This is a genomic window from Mesorhizobium sp. WSM4832, from assembly GCF_055811115.1.
The window spans coordinates 166,124-187,845 of record NZ_JBVVQH010000011.1 but is presented as its reverse complement, the minus strand read 5'-3'; the positions used below and the strand labels follow the sequence as shown (position 1 = coordinate 187,845).

General features: G+C 63.3%; 23 protein-coding genes. 11 read left to right on the top strand and 12 right to left on the bottom strand.

Going from position 1 to position 21,722, the window contains the following annotated elements:
- Positions 1-58: 58 nt before the first annotated feature.
- From AC0L2L_RS17630 to AC0L2L_RS17620, 3 genes are all read right to left on the bottom strand, one after another.
- Positions 59-907: a PIG-L deacetylase family protein gene (locus tag AC0L2L_RS17630; RefSeq protein ID WP_473579840.1), complete on the bottom strand. Its 849-nt coding sequence runs from the start codon at positions 905-907 to the stop codon at positions 59-61.
- A 162-nt stretch (positions 908-1,069) separates the two neighbouring features.
- Entirely contained in the window at positions 1,070-1,516 is a 447-nt protein-coding gene (gene soxR / locus AC0L2L_RS17625) for a redox-sensitive transcriptional activator SoxR (RefSeq protein WP_473579839.1), read from the bottom strand.
- 150 nt (positions 1,517-1,666) lie between these two features.
- Positions 1,667-2,125, bottom strand: a complete 459-nt coding sequence (locus tag AC0L2L_RS17620) for a tRNA (cytidine(34)-2'-O)-methyltransferase (RefSeq protein WP_473579838.1) — start codon at positions 2,123-2,125, stop codon at positions 1,667-1,669.
- Positions 2,126-2,592: 467 nt separating this feature from the next.
- On the opposite strand from AC0L2L_RS17620, the gene AC0L2L_RS17615 reads away from it, so the two are divergent.
- The 5 genes from AC0L2L_RS17615 to AC0L2L_RS17595 all read left to right on the top strand — a co-directional run bounded on the left by AC0L2L_RS17615 (position 2,593) and on the right by AC0L2L_RS17595 (position 9,301).
- Positions 2,593-3,009, top strand: a complete 417-nt coding sequence (locus AC0L2L_RS17615) for a hypothetical protein (protein ID WP_473579837.1) — start codon at positions 2,593-2,595, stop codon at positions 3,007-3,009.
- Between the two features lie 25 nt (positions 3,010-3,034).
- The gene (locus AC0L2L_RS17610; RefSeq protein ID WP_027164971.1) at positions 3,035-4,915 is read left to right on the top strand and encodes an ABC transporter ATP-binding protein; all 1,881 of its coding nucleotides are present in this window, start codon (positions 3,035-3,037) and stop codon (positions 4,913-4,915) included.
- A gap of 292 nt (positions 4,916-5,207) precedes the next feature.
- The gene (locus tag AC0L2L_RS17605; RefSeq protein WP_473579836.1) at positions 5,208-7,100 is read left to right on the top strand and encodes an ABC transporter ATP-binding protein; all 1,893 of its coding nucleotides are present in this window, start codon (positions 5,208-5,210) and stop codon (positions 7,098-7,100) included.
- On the top strand, positions 7,097-8,980 hold the full coding sequence (locus AC0L2L_RS17600) for an ABC transporter ATP-binding protein (RefSeq protein ID WP_473579835.1): 1,884 nt from the start codon (positions 7,097-7,099) through the stop codon (positions 8,978-8,980). Before AC0L2L_RS17605 ends, AC0L2L_RS17600 begins: the two co-directional genes overlap by 4 nt.
- 9 nt (positions 8,981-8,989) lie before the next feature.
- The gene (locus AC0L2L_RS17595) at positions 8,990-9,301 is read left to right on the top strand and encodes a DUF6665 family protein (RefSeq protein ID WP_027164968.1); all 312 of its coding nucleotides are present in this window, start codon (positions 8,990-8,992) and stop codon (positions 9,299-9,301) included.
- A gap of 35 nt (positions 9,302-9,336) precedes the next feature.
- On the opposite strand, the gene AC0L2L_RS17590 is transcribed toward AC0L2L_RS17595, so the two are convergent.
- On the bottom strand, positions 9,337-10,254 hold the full coding sequence (locus AC0L2L_RS17590) for an alpha/beta fold hydrolase (RefSeq protein ID WP_473579834.1): 918 nt from the start codon (positions 10,252-10,254) through the stop codon (positions 9,337-9,339).
- 82 nt (positions 10,255-10,336) lie between these two features.
- Positions 10,337-10,681 (bottom strand): cupin domain-containing protein, encoded by a 345-nt coding sequence (locus AC0L2L_RS17585; protein ID WP_473579833.1) that lies wholly within the window; start codon positions 10,679-10,681, stop codon positions 10,337-10,339.
- 311 nt (positions 10,682-10,992) lie between these two features.
- Between AC0L2L_RS17585 and petA the strand changes: the two genes are divergently transcribed.
- The 4 genes from petA (at position 10,993) to AC0L2L_RS17565 (ending at position 14,403) form a co-directional block, all read left to right on the top strand.
- Positions 10,993-11,553 carry a ubiquinol-cytochrome c reductase iron-sulfur subunit gene (gene petA / locus AC0L2L_RS17580; protein WP_027164966.1) on the top strand — a complete coding sequence of 187 codons (561 nt, stop codon included), beginning with the start codon at positions 10,993-10,995 and terminating at the stop codon, positions 11,551-11,553.
- A gap of 16 nt (positions 11,554-11,569) precedes the next feature.
- Positions 11,570-12,868, top strand: a complete 1,299-nt coding sequence (locus tag AC0L2L_RS17575) for a cytochrome b (protein ID WP_473579832.1) — start codon at positions 11,570-11,572, stop codon at positions 12,866-12,868.
- Positions 12,869-12,889: 21 nt separating this feature from the next.
- Positions 12,890-13,759: a cytochrome c1 gene (locus AC0L2L_RS17570; RefSeq protein WP_473579831.1), complete on the top strand. Its 870-nt coding sequence runs from the start codon at positions 12,890-12,892 to the stop codon at positions 13,757-13,759.
- A 98-nt stretch (positions 13,760-13,857) separates the two neighbouring features.
- Positions 13,858-14,403 carry an adenine phosphoribosyltransferase gene (locus tag AC0L2L_RS17565; RefSeq protein WP_027164962.1) on the top strand — a complete coding sequence of 182 codons (546 nt, stop codon included), beginning with the start codon at positions 13,858-13,860 and terminating at the stop codon, positions 14,401-14,403.
- Between the two features lie 164 nt (positions 14,404-14,567).
- Here AC0L2L_RS17565 and AC0L2L_RS17560 read toward each other — a convergent pair whose 3' ends face one another.
- The 6 genes from AC0L2L_RS17560 to AC0L2L_RS17535 all read right to left on the bottom strand — a co-directional run bounded on the left by AC0L2L_RS17560 (position 14,568) and on the right by AC0L2L_RS17535 (position 19,192).
- Entirely contained in the window at positions 14,568-15,038 is a 471-nt protein-coding gene (locus AC0L2L_RS17560) for a MaoC family dehydratase (RefSeq protein ID WP_473579830.1), read from the bottom strand.
- Positions 15,035-15,496, bottom strand: a complete 462-nt coding sequence (locus AC0L2L_RS17555) for a MaoC family dehydratase (protein WP_473579829.1) — start codon at positions 15,494-15,496, stop codon at positions 15,035-15,037. Before AC0L2L_RS17555 ends, AC0L2L_RS17560 begins: the two co-directional genes overlap by 4 nt.
- Positions 15,497-15,610: 114 nt before the next feature.
- Positions 15,611-16,585, bottom strand: a complete 975-nt coding sequence (corA, locus tag AC0L2L_RS17550; RefSeq protein ID WP_473579828.1) for a magnesium/cobalt transporter CorA — start codon at positions 16,583-16,585, stop codon at positions 15,611-15,613.
- 19 nt (positions 16,586-16,604) lie between these two features.
- Entirely contained in the window at positions 16,605-17,708 is a 1,104-nt protein-coding gene (gene ychF, locus AC0L2L_RS17545; protein WP_473579827.1) for a redox-regulated ATPase YchF, read from the bottom strand.
- Between the two features lie 92 nt (positions 17,709-17,800).
- Entirely contained in the window at positions 17,801-18,523 is a 723-nt protein-coding gene (gene pth, locus AC0L2L_RS17540; protein WP_473579826.1) for an aminoacyl-tRNA hydrolase, read from the bottom strand.
- Positions 18,524-18,547: 24 nt separating this feature from the next.
- Entirely contained in the window at positions 18,548-19,192 is a 645-nt protein-coding gene (locus tag AC0L2L_RS17535; protein ID WP_473579825.1) for a 50S ribosomal protein L25/general stress protein Ctc, read from the bottom strand.
- Between the two features lie 349 nt (positions 19,193-19,541).
- Here AC0L2L_RS17535 and AC0L2L_RS17530 point away from each other — a divergent pair, with 349 nt between their 5' ends.
- A complete protein-coding gene (locus AC0L2L_RS17530) occupies positions 19,542-20,186 on the top strand; it encodes a glutathione S-transferase family protein (RefSeq protein ID WP_473579824.1) in 645 nt (214 codons plus the stop codon).
- 27 nt (positions 20,187-20,213) lie between these two features.
- On the opposite strand, the gene AC0L2L_RS17525 is transcribed toward AC0L2L_RS17530, so the two are convergent.
- Entirely contained in the window at positions 20,214-20,657 is a 444-nt protein-coding gene (locus AC0L2L_RS17525; RefSeq protein WP_473579862.1) for a MarR family winged helix-turn-helix transcriptional regulator, read from the bottom strand.
- A 149-nt stretch (positions 20,658-20,806) separates the two neighbouring features.
- On the opposite strand from AC0L2L_RS17525, the gene AC0L2L_RS17520 reads away from it, so the two are divergent.
- Positions 20,807-21,664 carry an alpha/beta fold hydrolase gene (locus AC0L2L_RS17520; RefSeq protein WP_473579823.1) on the top strand — a complete coding sequence of 286 codons (858 nt, stop codon included), beginning with the start codon at positions 20,807-20,809 and terminating at the stop codon, positions 21,662-21,664.
- The last annotated feature ends 58 nt before the right edge of the window (positions 21,665-21,722 follow it).

Below are 21,722 nucleotides of genomic sequence, written 5' to 3'. Positions count from 1 at the left end.
CTTTTGGCCAGCGCTGTCCACGCAAGGTGCAGCGACGGCAAGGAGGGGTTGGAGCGCGTCATGTCTGTTCGATGCTCCACAGCGCCTCATGCGCCGGGGCCGGGATGCGCTGGGCCGGAGTGAACGGCTTTATCGAGGCCGGCGGCTCGACGAACTGGCTCGGATACAGCGCAACGAGCGCCAGTTTGTCGGCCGCCGCGCCGATGGGCCAGAGCGAGCGCTGCGGCTTCAACTCCACGGCAAGGTGACGGAACCTCGCAAGCCCGGTCGCCCGCGCCTGCCAGGCGGAGGCATAGTGCAGATCTTCGTAGAAGGCGATGCGCCAGCGCGCCCGCAGGGCGTTGTAATGCCGCAACACGACTTTGAGGACCACCATGTGGTCGATATGCCCGCCGATGGCCATCGGGCAGAAGAGCCAGGGCTGCCGGTCCTTGGGCTGTTCCGCTGCCGCGGCGAAGATCGCCGCGACGACGGCGCCGTCGAGCTGCCGTGCGTCGTCCTGGGCCTTGGCGGTTTCGAACGGATCGTGCCCGCGCAGCAGCGCCTCGTCGAGCCCGCCGAAACAGGGCCGCAGGCCAGCCTGCTCTGCAAAGGCGAGGTCTTCGCGCTGGCGCAGGCTGGAGATCACGGCGATGCGGTCATCGCCAAGCGCTGCGATCGTCTGCGGGCGGGCCACATAGCCCGATTTCGAGAACAATGTGAGCAGGACGCCCTTTCGTCGCCTGAGGGCGAAGGCCCCGAGCGAAAAGCAGATGTCGTCGCAATGGGGAGCGAGGTAGAGATCATGCGTCGAAGCTTCGGTGAGACCGGCCGGAGCAGGGCGCCGGCGCGAGGCAAAATCCTGCGCGGCGAGATTCAGGCCGTGCAGGGCCTTCGGACCGAAGGACGCGATGGCGTTCCAACTCATGCCGCTGCGATCCACCGGGTTGCGGAGAAGATTGAGGTCTAGGGCATTCTCCTGCAAGCGAAGGTCTTGTCCGGCAATGACTATTTTGGGGGACGATCTCGACGGCTCGCAGGATTGGCAAGATACCTGTCGGCCTTTGAGAATCAAGCATCTAAGCTCCAGTCAGCGCTCGACCAACAGCCGCCTCGCTCCCGCCCCTTGAGCGCTCAATCGGTCTTCCCTGTTCCTCAGCGGGCATTTGTCGATCGACATGCAGCCGCAGCCAATGCAATCGGTCAGGCCGTCGCGCAGCTTCTTCAACTGGCTGATCTTATGATCGAGCCCATCGCGCCAAGCCGTTGAAAGCAGATTCCAATCCTCGCGGGTCGGGGTCCGGCCCTCGGGCAGGGATTGGAACGCGGCGGCGATGTCGGCGAGCGAGATGCCGACCTCCTGGGCGACGCGGATGATCGCCACGCGCCGCAGCACGTCGCGGCCGTAGCGCCGCTGGTTGCCCGACGTGCGGTGGCTGCGGATCAGTCCGCGCGCCTCGTAGAAATGCAGCGCCGATACCGCCACGCCGCTACGCACAGCCACCTGGCCGACCGTCAATTCCTTTACCGTAGCCATTCGAAGTTTCCGCTTGACCTCAAGTTAAGTTGAGCTTGTAGCGAAGAACCGTCGATAGGGCAAATGCAGGAGAAGGCGATGTGCGCCTGGGTGAGAATGACGGGAGAAACCGCCATCGTCGGCGGCGGCAAGGAAGGTGGGCCACGGATACTAGCCGAGCTGGCGGAGGGCTTCGCCGGCGACCATGGCGACCGACAGCGCCACATTGATGCTGCGCGCGCCAGGCCGCATCGGAATGGTCAGTCGCGCGTCCGCCGCCTGGTGGACCTGATCCGGCACGCCGGCGGTTTCGCGGCCGAACAGGAGAATGTCCCCGGCGGTGAAAGCAAAGTCGGTGTAGGCGGCCGCGGCCTTGGTGGTGAACAGAACCAGGCGACGCGCATGCGCCTTTCGCCACTGCTCGAAGGCGTGCCAGTCGGCATGACGGGTCAGAGCCGCCATTTCGAGGTAGTCCATGCCGGCCCGTTTCAGCGTCCGGTCCGAGAGCGGGAAGCCGGCTGGTTCGACGATATCGACGGCAAGGTCGAGGCAGGCGGCGAAGCGCAGGATTGTCCCGGTGTTGCCGGCGATATCCGGCTGGTAGAGCGCGATGCGGAGACGATCGTTCATTTCCGCATCCTGCTAATAAGTGGCAGATCGGCCACAGGCATCTCCGGCTTTCGGCGATTTCTGGACTGGCGGGTGGCCATTTTCTGCGAAGTCGAGTATATGCCCATCATCGTCAACCCAAACCGTAGGAGGGGAACCACATGATGACCATGCACATCCAGCTCCTTTCCGGGGCTCACGTATGCCCGCAGGCGGTTTCGGTACGACGATTCTTCTGACACTTTAAGTCTTCATCGCACCGATTCCCGCCGAACCCAGTTTTCGGCCTTCGAAGGAATCTTGCGATGTTTTTCAAACTGCCAAAAGGGCGTCGTGCCCCACCTGAAAGTGTCGGGACCGACACTTGTCGTGTCCCAACCGACGCGTGCCCTCACGTCCCGACCGAGTCGATCCGCGCCTTCGGCCGAATGCCCGTGGTCGAGGCCGCATCACCATTTTTAACGCATTTGCATCTGGAGGACGGACCGATGTTCGATCCCTATAAGATACCGGGGTCAAGAAGCCTGCACGAGCGCAAGGCGGCGACCTGGGCGCTGCTGATCGGCGAGACCTATTCGTCGGCGGTGCATGCCGAGGAACGGCGCAGGCCGCATCGCGGCATGCTGCCGGACGTCGATTTCTCGCGCGCGGTGCCCGACCACAGCCGGCCCACGCTGGTGCGCCGGATCATCCGCTTGATCCGGCCGGGCGACAAGGCCCGGGCAGGCTCGAGCTTTTCATCGGGAAGTTCGGGGCCGTCGGGCTCATCGAACGAGCCTGTCGGCGAAAAGCCCGCGACACCCTATATTGCGCGAAGCAGGGCCGGCGATACGGATGGTTCCGTATCGCCGGCCCGCGGCGCCGCGCGGCCGAAAAACCTTGCCCATCAATCCCGCGCCGCGTGAGCGCAGAGACAGTCGAGTGCCTGGAATGTTCCGCTGGTTTGAAAACAGGCTCGATCCGTTCCCTGCCGAGGAGCCGGTCGAACCGCCGAAGACGCTGATCGCGTTCTGCTTGCATTATACGCGCGGCGCCTTGCCCTACATCATCCCAGACGCGATCCTGATGACGTCGATCGCCATCGCCGAAGTGTGGATGTTCGGTTTCATGGGCCGCATCGTCGACTGGCTGTCGGCGCAGAACCGCGAAACTTTCCTGCAGACCGAGAGCTGGAAGCTCGCCGGCATGGCTTTCGTCGTGCTGTTCGCGCTGCCGGGCACGGTCTGGCTGCATTCGCTGCTCAACCAGCAGACGCTGATGGGCAACTATCCCATGCGCATCCGCTGGCAGGTGCATCGCTATCTCTTGAAGCAGTCGATGGCCTTCTACCAGGACGAGTTCGCCGGCCGCATCGCCACCAAGCTGATGCAGACGGCGCTCGCCGTGCGCGACTGCGTCATCAAGCTGATCGAGGTTCTCAATTACGTCATCGTCTATTTCCTCGGCATGCTGTTCATCGTCGGCTCGGCCGACTTGCGGCTGGCCGCGCCGCTTGCCGTCTGGCTGGTCGGCTATATCGGGCTCTTGCGCTTCTTCATTCCGCGGCTCGGCAAGGTCGGCGAGGAGCAGGCCAACGCGCGCTCGACCATGACCGGCCGCGTCGTCGACAGTTACACCAACATCCAGACGGTGAAGCTGTTTTCGCACGCGCGGCGCGAAGCCACCTTCGCCAGGGAAGGCATGGCCGGCTTCCTCGATACGGTCTACCGCTCGATGCGGCTGGTGACCGTGCTTTACGGCCTGCTCTACATCCTGAATTCGCTGCTTCTGTTTTCCGTCACGGCGATCTCGCTGTGGCTGTGGCTGGGCCAGGCGGTGACGATCGGCGCGGTCGCCGTGGTCATCGGCCTGGTGCTGCGCATGTGGGGCATGTCGCAGTGGATCATGTGGGAGATGTCCGGGCTGTTCGAGAACATCGGCACGGTGCACGATGGCATCCAGTCGATCTCGCTGCCGCGTCTGGTCGAGGACAGGCCAGGCGCGAAGGACATCGCCGTCGCGCATGGTGAGATCCGCTTCGAGGACATCCGCTTCCACTACGGCAAGCAGAAGGGCGTCATCGAGAACCTGTCGCTTACCGTGAAACCCGGCGAGAAGGTCGGTATTGTCGGCCGCTCCGGCGCCGGCAAGTCGACGCTGGTCAATCTCTTGCTGCGCTTCTACGACCTGGAAGGCGGCAGGATCCTCGTCGACGGCCAGGAGATCGCGGTGGTGACGCAGGACTCGCTGCGCGCGCAGATCGGCATGGTGACGCAGGACACCTCGCTGCTGCACCGCTCGGTGCGCGAGAACATCCTCTACGGCCGGCCAGACGCAACCGACGAGATGCTGATCGAGGCGGCGAAACGGGCCGAGGCGCTGGACTTCATCAGCGAGCTTTCCGACCACAACGGCCGCAAGGGCTTCGACGCCCATGTCGGCGACCGGGGCGTCAAATTGTCCGGCGGCCAGCGGCAGCGCGTCGCGATTGCCCGTGTCATGCTGAAGGACGCACCGATCCTGATCCTCGACGAGGCGACGTCGGCGCTCGATTCGGAAGCCGAGGCGGCCATCCAGGAGAACCTCTACAAGCTGATGCAGGGCAAGACCGTCATCGCCATCGCGCACCGCCTGTCGACCATCGCGGCGATGGACCGGCTCGTCGTCATGGACAAAGGCCGCATCATCGAGGAAGGCTCGCACGAGGAGCTCGTCGCCAAGGGCGGCCTCTACGCCCAGCTCTGGCAGCGCCAGTCCGGCGGCTTCCTGCTCGATGACGCGCCGGCTGAGTCGGATGCCAAGGGGCCCCAATCCGAGATGGCAGCGGAGTAACGCGATCGCGATTGGAGCAATTCCAGGAAAAGTGCATAGCGGTTTTCCGTCCGGAATTGCGCAGCAACAAGGACTTAGCAATTCCAGGAAAAGTGCATAGCGGTTTTCTGTCCGGAATTGCGCAACAACAAAGACTTGGGGCGGTTCAGCGATTTTGTGAAATGCTGAACCGCTCTGGCACCAGCAGGTCACGACGATTGTCGGGAATCGATCCCGGGCGTAACCACGGCATGGTCAGAGCAGGCCGGCTACCAGATCGGTGCAGGCGGTTTCCGGCGTCCACGAGAGAAAAATGTTCGACCGCATCTTCACCTGGTTCGAAAGCCGTTATTCGCCGGTGGCGCTCGCCGACGACCGGCAGCCGCCAATGGGGCTTTGGCGGTTCTACTGGTATTTCATAAGCCAGTTTCGCGCCGCGTATCGGTTGCGCATGATCATCGTTGCCGTCGCCGCCATCGTCGACGCGATGCTGCCGATTTTCGTCGGCCTGATCGTGGGCGCACTGACCGACGCCAAGCCCGGCGATTTCTTCGCGGCGCATGGGCCGCTGCTCGCCCTGATGGCGTTCGTCGTGCTGTTGCGTCCGCTGTCGATGGTCGTCGACGCGCTCGTTCGCAACCACGCCATCGCGCCAAATCTCATCGACCTCATCCGCTGGCAGAGCCATTGGCATGTCGTGCGCCAGGACTGGTCGTTCTTCCAGAACGACTTTGCCGGGCGCATCGGGACCAAGGTCATGCAAAGCGGCGATTCCGTGGAGATGAGCGTCAACCTCACCGTCGACGCCGTCTGGTATGCGCTGGTCTTCGTCGCCGTGGCCATCGTCGTGCTGGCGCGGCTAGACACGCTTCTGCTGGCGGTGGTGGCGCTGTGGCTGGCGTTCTATTGCCTGATCTTCTCGTTGGCGATGCCCAGGATCACGCGGCGCTCGTCGGCGCTGTCGGAGCGGTGGTCGCAGGTGAGCGGCCGCATGGTCGACAGCTACACCAACATCCTGACGCTCAAGACCTTCTCGACCGGCGAACACGAAGACGAATATGTCTCGCAAGCGGTGGTCGAGCACGCCGAAACCTTTTACCAGCTGATGCGCGTTTTCACGCTGATGTGGTCGGCCTTGTTCGTGCTCAACGCGGCGCTGCTGATCGCCATAAGCTGGCTGGCGCTCGCCGGCTGGAACGCCGGCGCCATGACCACCGCGGCGGTGGCGACGGCCATACCGTTCGCGCTGCAGATCGCCAACATCTCCGGCAGGATCCTCGATGTCGGCGGCAACGTCTTCCGGCAGATCGGCGTCGCCAGCAATTCGATGACGACGATCGCGCGTCCCATCACCATGCAGGACCAACACGGCGCACCGGCCCTTATCGTGAGCGCGGGCGGCATCGAGTTCGACCGGGTGAACTTCAACTACTGGCGCACGGACGGCAAAGGCGGTGTCATCGACGATCTGTCGCTGAAAATCGCGCCGGGCGAGCGGGTCGGCCTGATCGGGCGATCGGGAGCCGGCAAGTCGACGCTGGTCAATCTCGTGCTGCGGCTGTTCGACGTGCAGGACGGCAAGGTGCTGATCGACGGACAGGATATCCGCGGGGTCTCGCAGGAGAGCGTCCGCGCGGCGATCGGCTTCGTCAACCAGGATACGTCGCTGCTGCATCGATCCGTTCGCGAGAACCTCAAATATGGACGTCAGTCCGCCAGCGACGAGGCCATGTTCAGCGCCGCCAAAGCCGCGCAGATCGACGATGTGATCGCTGGATTGACCGATCCGCACGGGCAGTGCGGCTACGAGGCGCTGGTCGGCGAGCGCGGCGTAAAGCTGTCCGGCGGCCAGCGGCAACGCATCGCCATTGCCCGCGTTATGCTGAAGGACGCGCCGATCCTTATTCTCGACGAGGCGACGTCCGCGCTCGATTCGGAGGTGGAAGCGGCGATCCAGGAGAATCTGTACAAGCTCATGCAGGGCAAGACCGTCATCGCCATTGCCCATCGTCTGTCGACCATCGCGGCGATGGACAGGCTGGTGGTGATGGACAAAGGCCGTGTCGTCGAGGATGGCTCGCATGAGGCGTTGATCGCCAAGGGCGGGCTTTATGCCCAGCTCTGGCGGCGCCAGTCGGGCGGGTTCCTGCTCGAGGAAAAGCAGGCCGCCGAAGACCTGTCGACAAAGGGTGAAGCCGCGGAATGATGCAAGCCATCTATCGCTGGTTCGAGCATTGGGTCTACCCGTTCCGCGAGCCCGCGAATCTTCGGCCGCCGGCCAGCGTCGGCGGCTTCCTGTGGCACTATGTCGGGCAGGCAAAGCTCGCCTTCTTCGCCATGCTCGTCATCGGCGGCATCGCGCCGCTGGTCGAGGCCGGCCTCTTCTATTTCGTCGGAAGGCTGGTCGATATCCTGGACCAGTTGCCCGGCGAACGCAGCTGGCACGCGCTTTGGGGCGCGGCAGGTCCCGAACTGCTGTTCATGGGCGCGGTGGTGCTCATCGTCCGCACGGCCGTTGTCGGCCTGTCGGCGTTGGTCGACGAGCAGACGATCACCCCCGGGTTCTACAATCTGGTGCGCTGGCAGGCGCACCGGCATGTCTCGCGCCAGTCCTACGCCTTCTTCCAGAACGATTTCGCCGGCCGCATCGCCACCAAGGTCTGGCAGGCGGGTCAGGCGACGGGCGACCTGATGGAGAGCTTCATCGAGGTGGTCTGGTTCATGATCGTCTATACGGTGACGACGCTGGCGCTGGTCGCGGGGCTGGATTTGCGGCTGGCGGTCATGGTGGTTGTCTGGATCTCCGCCTTCGGCTGGCTGGCGAAACTCTATCTGCCGGCGATCCGCAAACATGCCGAGGCGACCGCCGAAGCCGGCTCGATGATCACAGGCCGCATCGTCGATTCCTATTCCAACGTGCAGACGCTGAAGCTGTTTTCGGCCGACGGCGACGACCGCTATATCCGCAGCGGTTTCGACATCTATCTCGACGCGTTGCGGCCGTTCACGCGGCGGCTGACCGGCGTGCGCATGGCGCTGACCATGCTCTCCGGCATCATGATCACCGCGATCGCGGCCTTTGCCATCTATCTCTGGGTGGAAGGCTCGATCACCGTCGGCGCCGTCGCCTTCACGCTGTCCCTTGTGCTGAGGCTCAACATGCTGCTGGGACGGCTGATGATGCAGCTCAACAGCATCCTGAGGAACCTCGGCGTGCTGGAGAACTCCAAGGCGCTGATCACCCAGCCGCTCGGCCTGACCGATGCGCCGGACGCCAGGGAATTGGTGGTCGCCGGTGGCCGCATCGAGGTCAAGAACGTCACCTTCCATTACGGCAAGGGGGCAGGGGTGCTGGACGGCATCGACCTCGTCGTGCGCCCGGGCGAGAAGGTCGGCCTTGTCGGGCCGTCCGGCGCCGGCAAGACGACCCTGGCAAACCTGATCCTGCGTCTTTACGACCTGGAAGGCGGCCGGATCCTGATCGACAGCCAGGATATCGCCGGGGTCACGCAGAACTCGCTGCGCGGCAATATCGGCGTGGTCAGCCAGGACACGGCGCTGTTCCACCGCTCGCTGCGCGACAACATCAAGCTCGGCATGCCGAATGCCACCGATGCGCAAGTGATCGCCGCCGCGAAGAAGGCCGAGGCGCATGATTTCATCCTCGGCCTGCGCGACAACCGCGATCGTGCCGGCTACGAGGCCTATGTCGGGGAGCGCGGTGTGAAACTCTCCGGTGGCCAGCGGCAGCGCGTGGCGATTGCGCGCGTCTTCCTCAAGGATGCGCCGATCCTCATCCTCGACGAAGCGACCTCGGCGCTCGACTCCGACATCGAGGCGGCGATCCAGGAGAACCTGACGAGGCTGATGGAGAAAAAGACGGTGATCGCCATCGCGCACCGGCTCTCGACGATCGCGGCGCTCGACCGGCTGGTGGTGCTCGACGGCGGCCGCATCGTCGAACAAGGCACGCATGACGAGCTGGTGGCGCTCGACGGGCTCTATGCGCGGCTCTGGAAACGGCAGTCCGGCGGCTTCCTGTTCAACGAGGAAAGCGTGCTGGAAGAGACGCGGCCGGCGGAGTAGAACGGCACCATGTCGGTACGCATGCCCTCGAATTTCGGACGGTCAGGCGCGCAGGAAAATGCGCTCGACCTGCTCGGCCACGAAATCCTGGCCGAAAAGGCCGCCGCGCTCGGCCGCGCCGGGCAGCGCGTCGAACAAACGCTACGCAAGTTGCGCGAGGGCGGCGAGGGCGAAGATCGCGCCCGGCTGCTCAAGGAAGCGGCCGCGGCCGTCCATGCCTACTTCATCCAGCGCGAGCTTTGCGGGCTGCGCCGGCACGATGCGGTGATCCGTGAATACGACATTCCAAGGGCGGTTCTGGTCAGGCTTGGCGCCAGCTAGAGCGTTTCACCGTTTCACGGAAACGGCGAACCGCTCTATCTCTTTGTTTTGACGCAATTCCAGACGGAAAACCGCTCACACTTTTCCTGGAATTGCTCTAGGCGCGCCGATCTCTTTGCGAAAGCGTGCCAATCTTGCAGCGAGCGCTGTCGGGTTCTCGTCAGCCGCGAAGTGCCCGCTGTCGGCGATGATGTCGCCTTCGACCCGCGATAGACCCGCGGACCTGAAGCCGTCGAGATAATCGGCGATGTCGCCGGGTGCGGCCGAGCCCCTGAGATAAAGCACCGGCGTGGTAATCGGGGTCGCAGACGGCACGGAATTGGCCTGGCATCGTCGGCAAAGGCGCGATACCAGTCGAAGCCCGCCTTGAGGCTTTCCGGCCGCGAATAGGCCTTTGTGTAGATGTCCCGGGCTTTGGCAGGGATCGCCGACTTTTCCTTCGAAAGGACATCGAAGAAGAAATCGAAATAGGCGCGCTCATGGCCGCTCACCAGCAGCTCCGGCAAAGCCGGGATCGCATGGAAGGCAAAATGCCAGATGTGCGGGTTGCGGATGACCTTTTCCCACGGCGCCACGCCAGGGATGACGACATCCATAATCACCGCGCCGGACAACTCCGCGGACTTGTCCCGCAACAGCGCATAGGCGATCTGGCCGCCGACGTCGTGGCCGGCGACGATGACCTGCCGCAAGCCGCAGGCGTTAACCAGACGGTTCATCAGCTTGGCCAGATATGCCTTCTCACCGCTTCTGGGCATGCCGTGCGAGCCGCCGATGCCCGGCAGGTCCGGGGCGACCACGCGCTGGTCCTTGGCCAGCCGGTCGATGATTGCCCCAAAAGCGTAAGAGCTCTGCGGCCAGCCATGCAGCAGCAGAAGGCCGGGCGCATCGGGCGGTCCTGCTTCCCGGATCGCGATGGCCAGCCCCTCGACCTCAACGGTGCGAGTTAGCATGCCTCGATCTCCATCGGTGCCAGATGGATGGAACTAGGCCGCAGTCAGCCTTCGGACAGGTCCAATCGAAGGGTTGAAAGAATCATTCCAGCCACTCCGTGATGAAGTGGCCATTCTCGTGAATGTCGGTGCTTTCGAGCGGGCCGGGGCCGAGATTGGTGAATTTGTGCGGCGTGTCAGGCGGCACGATCAGGATCTGGCCGGCCGTGGCCTTGATTTCCTCGTCGCCGATCATGAACAGGCCGGTGCCTGAGCGGATGACGAATATCTCCGCATAGGGGTGCTTGTGCAGGCGCGGGCCGCCGCCGACCGTGGGCTGATAATTGAAGATCAGGCAGGAATTGGCGCCGAATTGGCCGCATTGCAGCTCGCCTTTCCAGCGGTCGGGGGCGTCGGCCCAGCTGTCGCGTTCAATGACATGCGCCATGGCCGCAGAATAGACCGGGCCAGGAGCCGCTGTCGAGGCGAACGCCGGCCCGATTTTATCCCGGATTCCCTGCTGTCTCACCCTATCCGGCGGCTTGGCGAAGAGGCGCCGGTCGCGACCGCCGTACATCCCCGCGACAATCTGCCCTTGTGGCCTCACCCCGCTGGACAAAAACGGGCCGCACGCATAAACCGAACTCCAAATGCCGGAGGAATTCGCTAGCCTGTTCGCCATGCGCTGTCGGGCAGGTGCGATTGAGCGGGGACAAGGCTCGGCCTCCGGTTAGGAAGAGGCGAAAGGATCAGGCACCCGTGAGCGCAACCGACATCCACGATCCCAACCGTCGCGATTTTCTCTACGTGGCCACCGGCATGGCCGCCGTTGTCGGCGCCGGAGCCGTCGCGTGGCCGTTCATCGACCAGATGCGTCCCGACGCCTCGACGCTGGCACTTGCTTCGGTCGAGGTCGATGTCTCCTCGCTGCAGCCCGGCAGTTCGCTGATCGTCAAGTGGCGCGGCAAGCCGGTGGTGGTGCGCAACCGCACCGAAAAGGAAATGAAGGACGGCGAAGCCGTCAACCTCGGCGATCTCAAGGACCCGATCGCGCGCAACGCCAACCTGCCGTCCGACGCGCCGGCGACCGACGCCAACCGCACCACGCCCGGCAAGGAAGCCTGGATGGTGATGGTGCAGGTCTGCACGCATCTCGGCTGCATCCCGCTCGGCCAGGAAGGCGATTTCGGCGGCTGGTTCTGCCCCTGCCATGGTTCGCAATACGACACCGCCGGCCGCATCCGCAAAGGCCCGGCGCCGGAGAACATGGCGATCCCGGTATTCAAGTTCATTTCCGATACCAAGATCCTTATCGGTTGAGGCAGGGGACATTTCGATGAGCGAGGGACACTCGACCTATACGCCCAAGACCGGTATCGAGCGCTGGTTCGACGCCCGCATGCCGCTGCCGCGGCTGATCTATGACAGTTTCGTCGCCTATCCGGTGCCGCGCAACCTCAACTACATGTGGACGTTCGGCGGCATCCTGTCGATCATGCTGGTCGCGCAGATCCTGACCGGCATCGTGCTGGCGATGCACTACGCGTCCGACACCAATCTCGCCTTCGATTCGGTCGAGAAGATCATGCGCGACGTGAATTCGGGATGGCTGTTGCGCTATCTCCATTCCAACGGCGCTTCGTTCTTCTTCGTCGCCGTCTACATCCACATCTTCCGCGGCCTGTTCTACGGCTCCTACAAGGCGCCGCGCGAACTGCTGTGGATCCTCGGCTGCATCATCTACCTCTTGATGATGGCCACCGGCTTCATGGGCTATGTGCTGCCCTGGGGCCAGATGAGCTTCTGGGGCGCCACCGTCATCACCGGCTTCTTCAGCGCCATCCCGCTGGTCGGCGACTGGATCCAGCAGCTTCTGCTCGGCGGCTTCGCCGTCGACAATCCGACGCTGAACCGCTTCTTCGCGCTGCATTACCTTTTGCCGTTCATGATCGCCGGCGTCGTCGTGCTGCACATCTGGGCGCTGCATGTCGTCGGCCAGTCGAACCCGACCGGCATCGAGGTCAAGTCGAAGACCGACACCGTCGCCTTCACGCCCTACGCGACCATCAAGGACGCGTTCGGCATGATCGTGTTCCTGTTCATCTTCGCCTATTTCGTCTTCTACCTGCCGAACTATCTCGGCCACCCGGACAACTACACGGTCGCCAACCCGCTGAAGACGCCGGCCCATATCGTTCCGGAATGGTACTTCCTGCCGTTCTACGCGATCCTGCGCGCCATCACCTTCAACGTCGGGCCGATCAACTCCAAGCTCGGCGGCGTGCTGTGCATGTTCGGCGCCATCGCCATGCTGTTCCTGGTGCCGTGGCTCGACACCTCCAAGGTGCGCTCGGCGGTCTACCGTCCATGGTACAAGGTGTTCTTCTGGCTGTTCGTGGCCGACGCCATCCTGCTCGGATGGCTGGGCTCGCAGCCGGCGGAAGGCAGCTACGTGTTCATGGCGCAGATGGCGACGCTGTTCTACTTCGCCTTCTTCCTGGTCGTCATGCCGGTGCTCGGCCTGATCGAGACGCCTAGGCGGCTGCCGAACTCGATCACCGAGGCGGTGCTGGAAAAAAACAAGGGCGGCGGACATCCGGCAGGCGCGACCGCCGCGCCGGAAACCAAAGGCTGAGAATCTGAGGGGATTTTGGGTATGAAGAAGATTCTCACCTCGCTGGCGCTACTCGGCCTGGTGGTTGCGGGTACTTGGATGTCAAGTGCCGTTGCCATCGCCGAGGAAGAGCAGAACCCGGCCGCGCCGACGCATTTCCCGATCAACGAACCGAAGGAAATGAGCTGGAGCTTCGCCGGCCCGTTCGGCACCTATGACAAGGCGCAGCTGCAGCGAGGCCTCAAGGTCTACAAGGAAGTCTGCTCCGCCTGCCACTCGATGAACCTGGTGGCGTTCCGCACCCTGGAAGGGCTCGGCTATTCGGAAGCGCAGATCAAGACCTTAGCCGCCGAATACACCATCCATGACGGCCCGAACGATGCCGGCGACATGTTCGATCGCCCGGGCAAGCCGTCCGACCACTTCCCGGCGCCGTTCCCGAACGAGCAGGCCGCGGCCTCCGCCAATGGCGGCGCCGCGCCGCCGGACATGTCGCTGCTCGCCAAGGCGCGCGGCGTCGAGCGCGGCTTCCCGCGCTTCGTCTTCGATATCTTCACCCAGTATGCGCAGGGCGGCCCGGATTATATCCACTCGCTGCTCACCGGTTATGACGAGACGCCGCCGGCCGGCATGGCGATCCCGGAAGGCACGCACTACAATCCGTACTTCCTGTCCGGAGTGTCGCTGAAGATGCCGAAGCCGCTCTCGGACGGCCAGGTGACCTATGACGACGGTTCGCCGCAGACGGTCGACCAGTACGCCCGCGACGTCTCGGCCTTCCTGATGTGGGCGGCCGAGCCTCACCTGGAAGAGCGCAAGAAGACCGGCTTCCGCGTGCTGGTGTTCCTGCTGCTGTTCGGCGCGCTCGTCTACATGACCAAGCGCAAGGTGTGGGCCGACGTGGCGCATTGAGCCACCCGGCTTCCCAGAAAAATGCCAGGGCGCCGAAGGGCGCCCTTTTCTTTTTGGCCACTTGCCGGCAAAACTGTCCGGCAACGGATCAACCGCCCATGAAATCCTCCCTCGAAGACACACTGCTTGCGGCCATCCGCACCATTCCGGATTACCCCAGGCCCGGCATCCTGTTCCGCGACATCACCACGCTGCTTGGCGATGCGCGCGCCTTCCGCCGGGCCATCGACGAGCTGGTGCATCCCTATGCAGGGCTGAAGATCGACAAGATCGCCGGCATCGAGGCGCGCGGCTTCATCCTCGGCGGCGCCGTGGCGCACCAGCTCTCGGCCGGCTTCGTGCCGATCCGCAAGAAAGGCAAGCTGCCTTATGAGACGGTGCGGGTGGCCTACAGCCTCGAATACGGGCTGGACGAGATGGAGATGCACAAGGACGGCGTCTCGCCGGGCGAGAAGGTGATCCTGGTCGACGACCTGATCGCCACTGGCGGAACGGCGGAAGCGGCGGTGAACCTGCTCAGGCAGATCGGTGCCGACATCGTCGCCGCATGCTTCGTCATCGACCTGCCGGACCTCGGCGGCCGACAAAAGCTGGAAGCGCTCGGCGTGCCGGTCAGAACGCTGATCGGGTTCGAGGGGCATTAGTCTTTCTCCCTCGCCCCGTTTGCGGGGAGAGGGAAAGCGAAGCGAGCAAAGCGAGCGGAGCAGGGTGAGGGGTAAGTGCGACGGTCGAGGTTGAATACCAACGCTGGCGCCGCCCCTCATCCGCCCTTCGGGCACCTTCTCCCCGTAAACGGGGAGAAGGAAAATCACTCCACCTTCACCAGCACGGCGCTGTCGAATTCGATGACCTTGTCGCCGGTCGAATCGAAACCTTCCGAGCGCAGCGTGAGCAGGTTCCAGCCTGGGCGGCCGGCAAGCGGGCGGTGCGCCTGCGCGGTGCGGGTGAAGGTCACCGTCTCGCCGGCATAGACCGGCTTCAGCCATTTCAGGTTGCGGAAGCCGGGCGAGGGGCCGAATTCGGGCTGCGGGCCGGGGCCGGTCCAGCGCACGCCTTCGGTCTCCATGCGCTTTTCGAGGTTGTATTTCATCCAGGTGGCCGCGGTGTGCCAGCCCGAGGCGCAGAGCCCGCCAAGTACGCTTTTCTTCGCCGCCTCTTCATCGACATGGAAGATCTGCGGATCGTATTTCCTGGCGAACGCCTTGATCTCTTCGGGCTCGAACCTGTGCGAGCCAAGGGTGACGGTTTCACCGATGAGGAAATATTCGTCGAGCGTCATGCCACGGCCTCGCGGGTGAGGAACATGCCGGTGTTCTCAAGCTCGAAGACACTCTCGCCGTGCTGGTTGACGAGCTCGCTGCGCATCGTAATGAGGCCAAGCTGAGGTCTGGATTTAGACTGACGCTTGGCCAGAATGGTGAGCTTGCCGGTAAGACGGTCGCCGGCCAGCACCGGCTTCTTCCATTTCACATGCTCGATGCCAGGCGAGCCCTGCGAGGTCGAATCGAGCAGGAAGGCGTCGCACAGCATGCGCATGAACATCGCGCAGGTGTGCCAGCCCGAAGCCGAAAGCCCGCCGAGGATGCTCGCCTTGCCTGCTTCCTCGTCGAGATGCATCGGCTGCGGGTCGAACTCCGAGGCGAATTCGATGATTTCGGCAGCACTTACGTCCTTGCTGCCAAGGTCGAGCGAGGCGCCCTCGACGAAATCCTCATAAGCCCAGGTCTTTCCGGTCATGTCGGCAATCCGGTTGACGTATGTACGATCCCTCAGGTCGGATGAAGGCCAACTGCGATTTGGTCAAGCCCTTTCTGGTAAGCCAGCCAAGGCAGCCGTCGCCGGCCGATGGCGTCAAAGCCAGCCGCGGCGGCGGAAATACCAGAAGGGCAGGATGGCCGAAAGCACCATCAGGCCGATGGCGAAAGGATAGCCGAGCTCCCATTTGAGCTCGGGGATGATGTCGAAGTTCATGCCGTAGATCGAGGCGACCAGCGTCGGCGGCAGGAAGATGACGGCGGCGACCGAGAAGATCTTGATGATGGCGTTCTGCTCGATCGAGATCATGCCGAGCGTGGCATCGAGCAGGAAGGAGATCTTCTGCGACAGGAAGGTGGCGTGGTCGGCAAGCGACAGCACGTCGCGCGACAAGGTCTTGATGCGAGCCCGCACATCCTTGCTCATCTTGGTCTGGTCCGCGACATGGGCAAGAAAGCCGGCAAGACGCTGCAGCGAGATCAGGCTATCGCGGATGGAGGAAGCCAGGTCCTCCTTGCGGCCGATGCCTTTCAAAAGCTCCTGGAAATCGCGGTTACGCTTCGAGGCCTTGGTCGAGCGCGCCTCGAAGATGTCGCGCGAGATCGCTTCCACATCGCGCCCGGCACGCTCGAGGATGTCGGCGAGCCGGTCGACGATCGCTTCGAGAAGACCAATCAGGATGGTGTCGCCGCTGGTGCAGCCGGTCGCCACTTTCTCGGCGCGCAGCGGGAAGGTCTTGAAGGCCTTGGGCTCATGGTAGCGGATGGTGATCAGCCTCTTGCCGGCGAGCACGAAAGTTACCGGCGACATCAACGGGTCGTCGGCCTCGGTCTGCGCCGGCAGCACGGCGGTCATGAAGTAGCCGCCGTCCTCGACATAAAGGCGGCTCGAAATCTCGATCTCTTCCATCTCCTCGCGGGTCGGGATGGCGATGCCCAGCCAGCTCTCGATGCGCGCCTCTTCCTCCTTGGTCGGGTTGAAGAGATCGGCCCAGACGACCCTGTCGCCGTCCGCCGAGAGATCCTCGGTGAGGCGCAGGCGATCATTGTCGACGACGAAGGTTTTTATCATCGCCGGGTCTCCTGGCGGATCAGGTGTTGAACTTGAACAGCATGATGTCGCCGTCCTGGACGACATATTCCTTGCCTTCGTCGCGTGCCTTGCCGGCTTCCTTGGCCGCCACTTCGCCGCCCAGCGTGACGAAGTCGTTGTAGGCGATCGTCTGGGCGCGGATGAAGCCGCGTTCGAAGTCGGTGTGGATGACGCCGGCCGCTTGCGGCGCCTTGTCGCCTTTGTGGATCGTCCAGGCGCGCGTCTCCTTCGGCCCGACGGTGAAATAGGTGATCAGCTGCAACAGCTCGTAGCCGGCGCGGATCACCTTGTTGAGGCCCGGCTCGTCGAGGCCGAGCGAGGCAAGGAACTCCATTTCCTCCTCGTCGGAAAGCTGAGCGACTTCCGCCTCGATCGCCGCCGAGATCACCACCGTGCCAGCGCCCTGCGCGGCCGCCATCTTCTCCACCGCCCTGGTGTGCTCGTTGCCGGTGGCGGCGTCCGCCTCGGCGACATTGCAGACATAGAGAACGGGATGCGAGGTGAGCAGGTTCAGCCCTTGCAGGATGCGCAGATCCTCCTGCGCGATGCCGTTGAGCAGGAGGCGCGTCGGCTTGCCGGCCTGCAGCAATTCAAGCGCTGCCTCCATCATCGGCAGGACGGCCATGGCTTCCTTGTCCTTGCCGGCGGCGCGCTTGCGGAACTGGGCGATGCGGCGCTCGAGGCTTTCAAGGTCGGCAAGCATCAGCTCGGTCTCGACCGTCTCGGCGTCGGCGACAGGGTCGATGCGGCCTTCGACATGGGTGATGTCGTCATCCTCGAAGCAGCGCAGCACATGCACGATGGCGTCGACCTCGCGAATGTTGGCGAGGAACTGGTTGCCCAGCCCTTCGCCCTTGGAGGCGCCGCGCACCAGACCGGCGATATCGACGAAGGAGATGCGGGTCGGAATGATCTCCTTCGACTTGCCGATCGCCGCGATCTTCTGCAGGCGCGGATCCGGTACCGCCACCTCGCCGGTGTTCGGCTCGATGGTGCAGAAAGGATAGTTGGCGGCCTGCGCCGCGGCCGTCCTGGTCAAAGCGTTGAACAGCGTCGACTTGCCGACGTTGGGCAAGCCAACGATGCCACATTTGAAACCCATGTTCGTCCAGTCCTGTCGGAATTCGATTTTGATGTGGGCTATGGGCGATAGGGGTGACGAACGTCAAGCCCTTGGCGCGATCGTTTCGACGCTCAGTCTTTTCGGAACAGCTTCTTCAGCATCGCGGCCATCGGACCGCTTTCCGGAGCTTTGACCGCCGGCTGCTGCGGACGTGCCTGACGGATATGGCTTTGCGCTTTCGGCGCCTTGGGCGGCGGGCGGTCGTCGTCGCCGGTCGGCACGAGCTTGTCGCGCAAGGCCAGCGTGACACGGTTCATGAACGAGCTGTCGTCGCCCTTGGCCAACAAACCGGCGTCATCGGCGATCGCGGCGAGCAGGACATCGAGCCACTCACGGTCGGCCTTGGCGAAATCGCCAAGCACGTGGCCGTGCACCATCTCCTTGACGCCTGGATGGCCGACGCCGATGCGCACGCGGCGATAGGCGTTGCCGACATGCTGGTCGAGCGAGCGGATGCCGTTGTGGCCGCCGGAGCCGCCGCCCACCTTGATCCTGAGCTTGCCGGCGGCAAGGTCGATCTCATCGTAGAAGACGGTAAGCGCGGCCGGCTCGAGCTTGTAGAAGCGCAGCGCTTCGCCGACCGACTGTCCGGAGAGATTCATGAAGGTCTGCGGCTTGATCAGCAGGACCTTCTCGCCGCCGAGCGTGCCTTCTGAAATCAGGCCCTGGAATTTTCGCGACCAGGGCGAAAAGGAATGGCGGCGGGCAATCGCGTCCGCCGCCATGAAGCCGACATTGTGCCGGTTGTTTTCGTATTTCGCGCCCGGATTGCCGAGGCCTGCAAAGACAAGCATCGCCGTCTCCTGGCGCGGAAGAAATTACTTCTCTTCGGAGGCGGGAGCCGCCTCTTCAGACTCGGCCGCCTCCGTGGTCGCTTCCGTCTCCGGCTTCATCGCCGACGAGCCGGCAACGGTCGCGATGGTGAAGTCGCGATCGGAGATGACCGGCTTGACGCCGGCCGGCAGCTTGACCGACGAGATGTGGATCGAATCGCCGATGTCGGTGCCGGTGAGATCGACGGTGATGAATTCCGGGATCGCGTTGGCCGGGCAGTGGAACTCGACTTCGTGGCGGACGATGTTGAGCACGCCGCCGCGCTTGATGCCGGGCGACTTGTCCTCATTGATGAAGTGGACCGGCACGTCGACATTGACCTGGGTGTCCTTGCCGATGCGCAGGAAGTCGACATGGACAGGAAAATCCTTGACCGGGTCGAGCTGGAAATCCTTCGGCAGGACCTGGATCTTCTTGCCGTCGACATCGATCGTGGCGATCGTGGTCAGGAACCCGCCGCCATGGATCTTGTAGAAAAGGTCCTTGTAGTTGAGCGCAATCGCCAGGGGAGGCTGCTTGTCGCCGTAAATAACTGCAGGCACTTTACCGTTGCGACGAACTGCACGGGCGGACCCCTTACCGACCTGTTCGCGCGCTTCGGCTTTGAGCTCATAAGCATCGTGGCTCATGGCATTTCCTTTCGCGTGTTATGGAGCGCTTGCGGCAAGCACGAGGCCAGCCGTAAACGTCGAAAGCCGTCGCGGCCTTGCACGATCTGTCCGATGCGTTTGGCGATCCAAATGCGTCTGGGGATCAAGCAGGCCTGGCCGGCCTTCCTCCGCGTTGCCTCCAAGGGTGTCTACGCGGGTGGCGGCTCTATAGCGGAAGGCGCGCGAGGGCGCAAGCGGATGGGCTGGAAGGCTTGCAGGGTGTTTTTTCAGTTCCCAAAGCATAAACCGACAATCCCATTTGTGACAAATGTAGGACTGGACGGATTTCAGTCGTCCTGCGGAATGCAACCAAGCCATGGGGACCGGTATGAAACTGCTGTTCAGCCGCAACCCCAATCCTCGCCTCGCGGTCGCGACGGCGCGCCATCTGAAGGCTGAGATCGCGTTTGAGTTCGCATCGCCCATGGCGCCGGGACAGGCCGAACGCTATCGCGCGCTCAACCCCAATCTGACATTGCCGATACTGGTAGGATCGGGATGGAGCCTGTGGGAGGCCGACGCCATCGCCTGCTGGCTTTCGCGCGAGACGCGTTCGGATTTCTGGCGCACCGGTGACGGCGAGCCGGACATGATCCGCTGGATAAGCTGGGGCAAGGAACGGTTCGCATTCGCTTGCGACATGGTGCATTTCGAGCGCGGAACCAAGCAGCGCTATGGCATCGGTCCAGTCGATCAGGCGCTCGTCGAGGAGGGGCTCAGGCAGTTCCATGGAGCCGCGGCGGTGCTCGAGCCTGAGCTCTCGGGTCGGGAGTGGCTGGTAGGCAACTCCATCTCCTATGCCGACTTCCGCATGGCGACGTTCCTGCCCTTCAACGACGTCGCCGGATTGCCGCTCGACGACTATCCGTCGATCCGGCGGTGGTATGGCCGGCTCGAGGCCATCGACGCCTGGCGCGACCCGTTCCAGGGGCTGGAGGCGCCTCAGCTGCCGCCGGTCAAGATCGAGGTCTGACCCGCATCCGACCCTTTCTCATCCATCTCAGACGGCATCGACCACCAGGCCGCCATTCAGCGCATTGCGTAGCGCTTGAATCTTCCGGTTCAGGGCATCGAGCTCAGCCAGTTTCATTCCTGACCGCTCGATCAGGGTCTCGTTCAGGCAATTGCACTGCACGAGCAAGGCTCGTCCGCTGGGGGTCAGGTCGACCTGCACCTGACGCTCGTCGGTCTGGCTGCGCTGGCGGGTGACAAGGCCGGCCTGTTCCATTCGCTTCACCAGCGGCGTGATGGTGCTCGATTCCAATGCGAGCCGATGCGCGATGCTGCCCACCGACATGCCGTCCGCCTCTCCCAGCGCATTGAGCACCAGATATTGCGGATATGTGATCCCCATCTCGTCCAGCATTGGCTTGTAGGTGCGATTGATCGCCATCGAGGTGGCGTAGAGCGTGAAGCAGAGCTGATTGTCCAACGGGAGAGGCACGGCGCATTCCTTTTGCCGACTGAGTATTCGTTGCGTACCACGAAAAATGATATCGCGATACATATTTTCGTGGACAAGGGTTTTGGTCTCCGTTATGGATATAGTTATCGCGATATCGTTTATCGCGACATCAACAAAAGGAGATTGAGATGACCTCGCAGACCAAGTCAGGCTCGGGCAGCGGCACGATCACCACCAAGGACGGAACGCAGATCTTCTACAAGGATTGGGGGACGGGCCAGCCGATCGTCTTCCACCACGGCTGGCCGCTGAGCAGCGACGACTGGGACGCCCAGATGCTGTTCTTCCTGGCACAGGGTTACCGCGTCATCGCCCATGACCGGCGCGGCCATGGTCGTTCCAGCCAGACCGACACCGGCAACGAGATGGACACCTATGCCGCCGACGTGGCGGCGCTCGCCGCGCATCTCGATCTCAAGGACGCCATCCATGTCGGCCATTCGACCGGCGGCGGCGAAGTGGCGCGCTACGTCGCCCAATATGGCGGCGGAGGCCGTGTCGCCAAGGCTGTGCTGATCGGCGCGGTGCCGCCGATCATGTTGAAGACGCCGGCCAATCCTGGCGGCCTGCCGATCGAGGTGTTCGACGGCTTTCGCGCGGCGCTTTCGGCCAACCGCGCCCAGTTCTTCCGCGATGTTCCGGCAGGGCCGTTCTATGGGTTCAACCGTCCAGCCGCCCAGGTTTCCGAAGGCGTCGTCGACAATTGGTGGCGCCAGGGCATGATGGGCGGCGCCAAGGCGCATTACGATTGCATCAAGGCCTTCTCGGAAACCGACTTCACCGAGGACCTGAAGAAGATCGACGTGCCGGTGCTGGTCATGCATGGCGACGACGACCAGATCGTCCCGATCGCCGACTCCGCGCTGTTGACGATCAAGCTGCTCAAGAAAGGCGAGCTCAAGGTCTACAAAGGTTATCCGCATGGCATGGCGACGACCCACGCCGATGTCATCAACGCCGACCTGCTGGCCTTCTTCAAAGCATAATACCTTTTGGAAATGATCAAGGCACCCGCCACCAGGCGGGTGCCTTTGCGTGCACGCA

Excerpts from the sequence above, each read along its gene's own strand:
- AC0L2L_RS17565 (WP_027164962.1), top strand. The coding sequence starts at position 13,858 with ATGAAATCCTCCCTCGAAGACACACTGCTTGCGGCCATCCGCACCATT.
- AC0L2L_RS17610 (WP_027164971.1), top strand. The coding sequence starts at position 3,035 with ATGTTCCGCTGGTTTGAAAACAGGCTCGATCCGTTCCCTGCCGAGGAG.
- AC0L2L_RS17570 (WP_473579831.1), top strand. The coding sequence starts at position 12,890 with ATGAAGAAGATTCTCACCTCGCTGGCGCTACTCGGCCTGGTGGTTGCG.
- AC0L2L_RS17630 (WP_473579840.1), bottom strand. The coding sequence starts at position 907 with ATGAGTTGGAACGCCATCGCGTCCTTCGGTCCGAAGGCCCTGCACGGC.
- AC0L2L_RS17620 (WP_473579838.1), bottom strand. The coding sequence starts at position 2,125 with ATGAACGATCGTCTCCGCATCGCGCTCTACCAGCCGGATATCGCCGGC.
- AC0L2L_RS17615 (WP_473579837.1), top strand. The coding sequence starts at position 2,593 with ATGTTCGATCCCTATAAGATACCGGGGTCAAGAAGCCTGCACGAGCGC.
- AC0L2L_RS17560 (WP_473579830.1), bottom strand. The coding sequence starts at position 15,038 with ATGACGCTCGACGAATATTTCCTCATCGGTGAAACCGTCACCCTTGGC.
- AC0L2L_RS17520 (WP_473579823.1), top strand. The coding sequence starts at position 20,807 with ATGACCTCGCAGACCAAGTCAGGCTCGGGCAGCGGCACGATCACCACC.
- corA (WP_473579828.1), bottom strand. The coding sequence starts at position 16,585 with ATGATAAAAACCTTCGTCGTCGACAATGATCGCCTGCGCCTCACCGAG.
- AC0L2L_RS17605 (WP_473579836.1), top strand. The coding sequence starts at position 5,208 with ATGTTCGACCGCATCTTCACCTGGTTCGAAAGCCGTTATTCGCCGGTG.
- AC0L2L_RS17585 (WP_473579833.1), bottom strand. The coding sequence starts at position 10,681 with ATGGCGCATGTCATTGAACGCGACAGCTGGGCCGACGCCCCCGACCGC.
- AC0L2L_RS17575 (WP_473579832.1), top strand. The coding sequence starts at position 11,570 with ATGAGCGAGGGACACTCGACCTATACGCCCAAGACCGGTATCGAGCGC.
- soxR (WP_473579839.1), bottom strand. The coding sequence starts at position 1,516 with ATGGCTACGGTAAAGGAATTGACGGTCGGCCAGGTGGCTGTGCGTAGC.
- ychF (WP_473579827.1), bottom strand. The coding sequence starts at position 17,708 with ATGGGTTTCAAATGTGGCATCGTTGGCTTGCCCAACGTCGGCAAGTCG.
- AC0L2L_RS17555 (WP_473579829.1), bottom strand. The coding sequence starts at position 15,496 with ATGACCGGAAAGACCTGGGCTTATGAGGATTTCGTCGAGGGCGCCTCG.
- AC0L2L_RS17595 (WP_027164968.1), top strand. The coding sequence starts at position 8,990 with ATGTCGGTACGCATGCCCTCGAATTTCGGACGGTCAGGCGCGCAGGAA.
- AC0L2L_RS17535 (WP_473579825.1), bottom strand. The coding sequence starts at position 19,192 with ATGAGCCACGATGCTTATGAGCTCAAAGCCGAAGCGCGCGAACAGGTC.
- AC0L2L_RS17530 (WP_473579824.1), top strand. The coding sequence starts at position 19,542 with ATGAAACTGCTGTTCAGCCGCAACCCCAATCCTCGCCTCGCGGTCGCG.
- AC0L2L_RS17590 (WP_473579834.1), bottom strand. The coding sequence starts at position 10,254 with ATGCTAACTCGCACCGTTGAGGTCGAGGGGCTGGCCATCGCGATCCGG.
- pth (WP_473579826.1), bottom strand. The coding sequence starts at position 18,523 with ATGCTTGTCTTTGCAGGCCTCGGCAATCCGGGCGCGAAATACGAAAAC.
- AC0L2L_RS17600 (WP_473579835.1), top strand. The coding sequence starts at position 7,097 with ATGATGCAAGCCATCTATCGCTGGTTCGAGCATTGGGTCTACCCGTTC.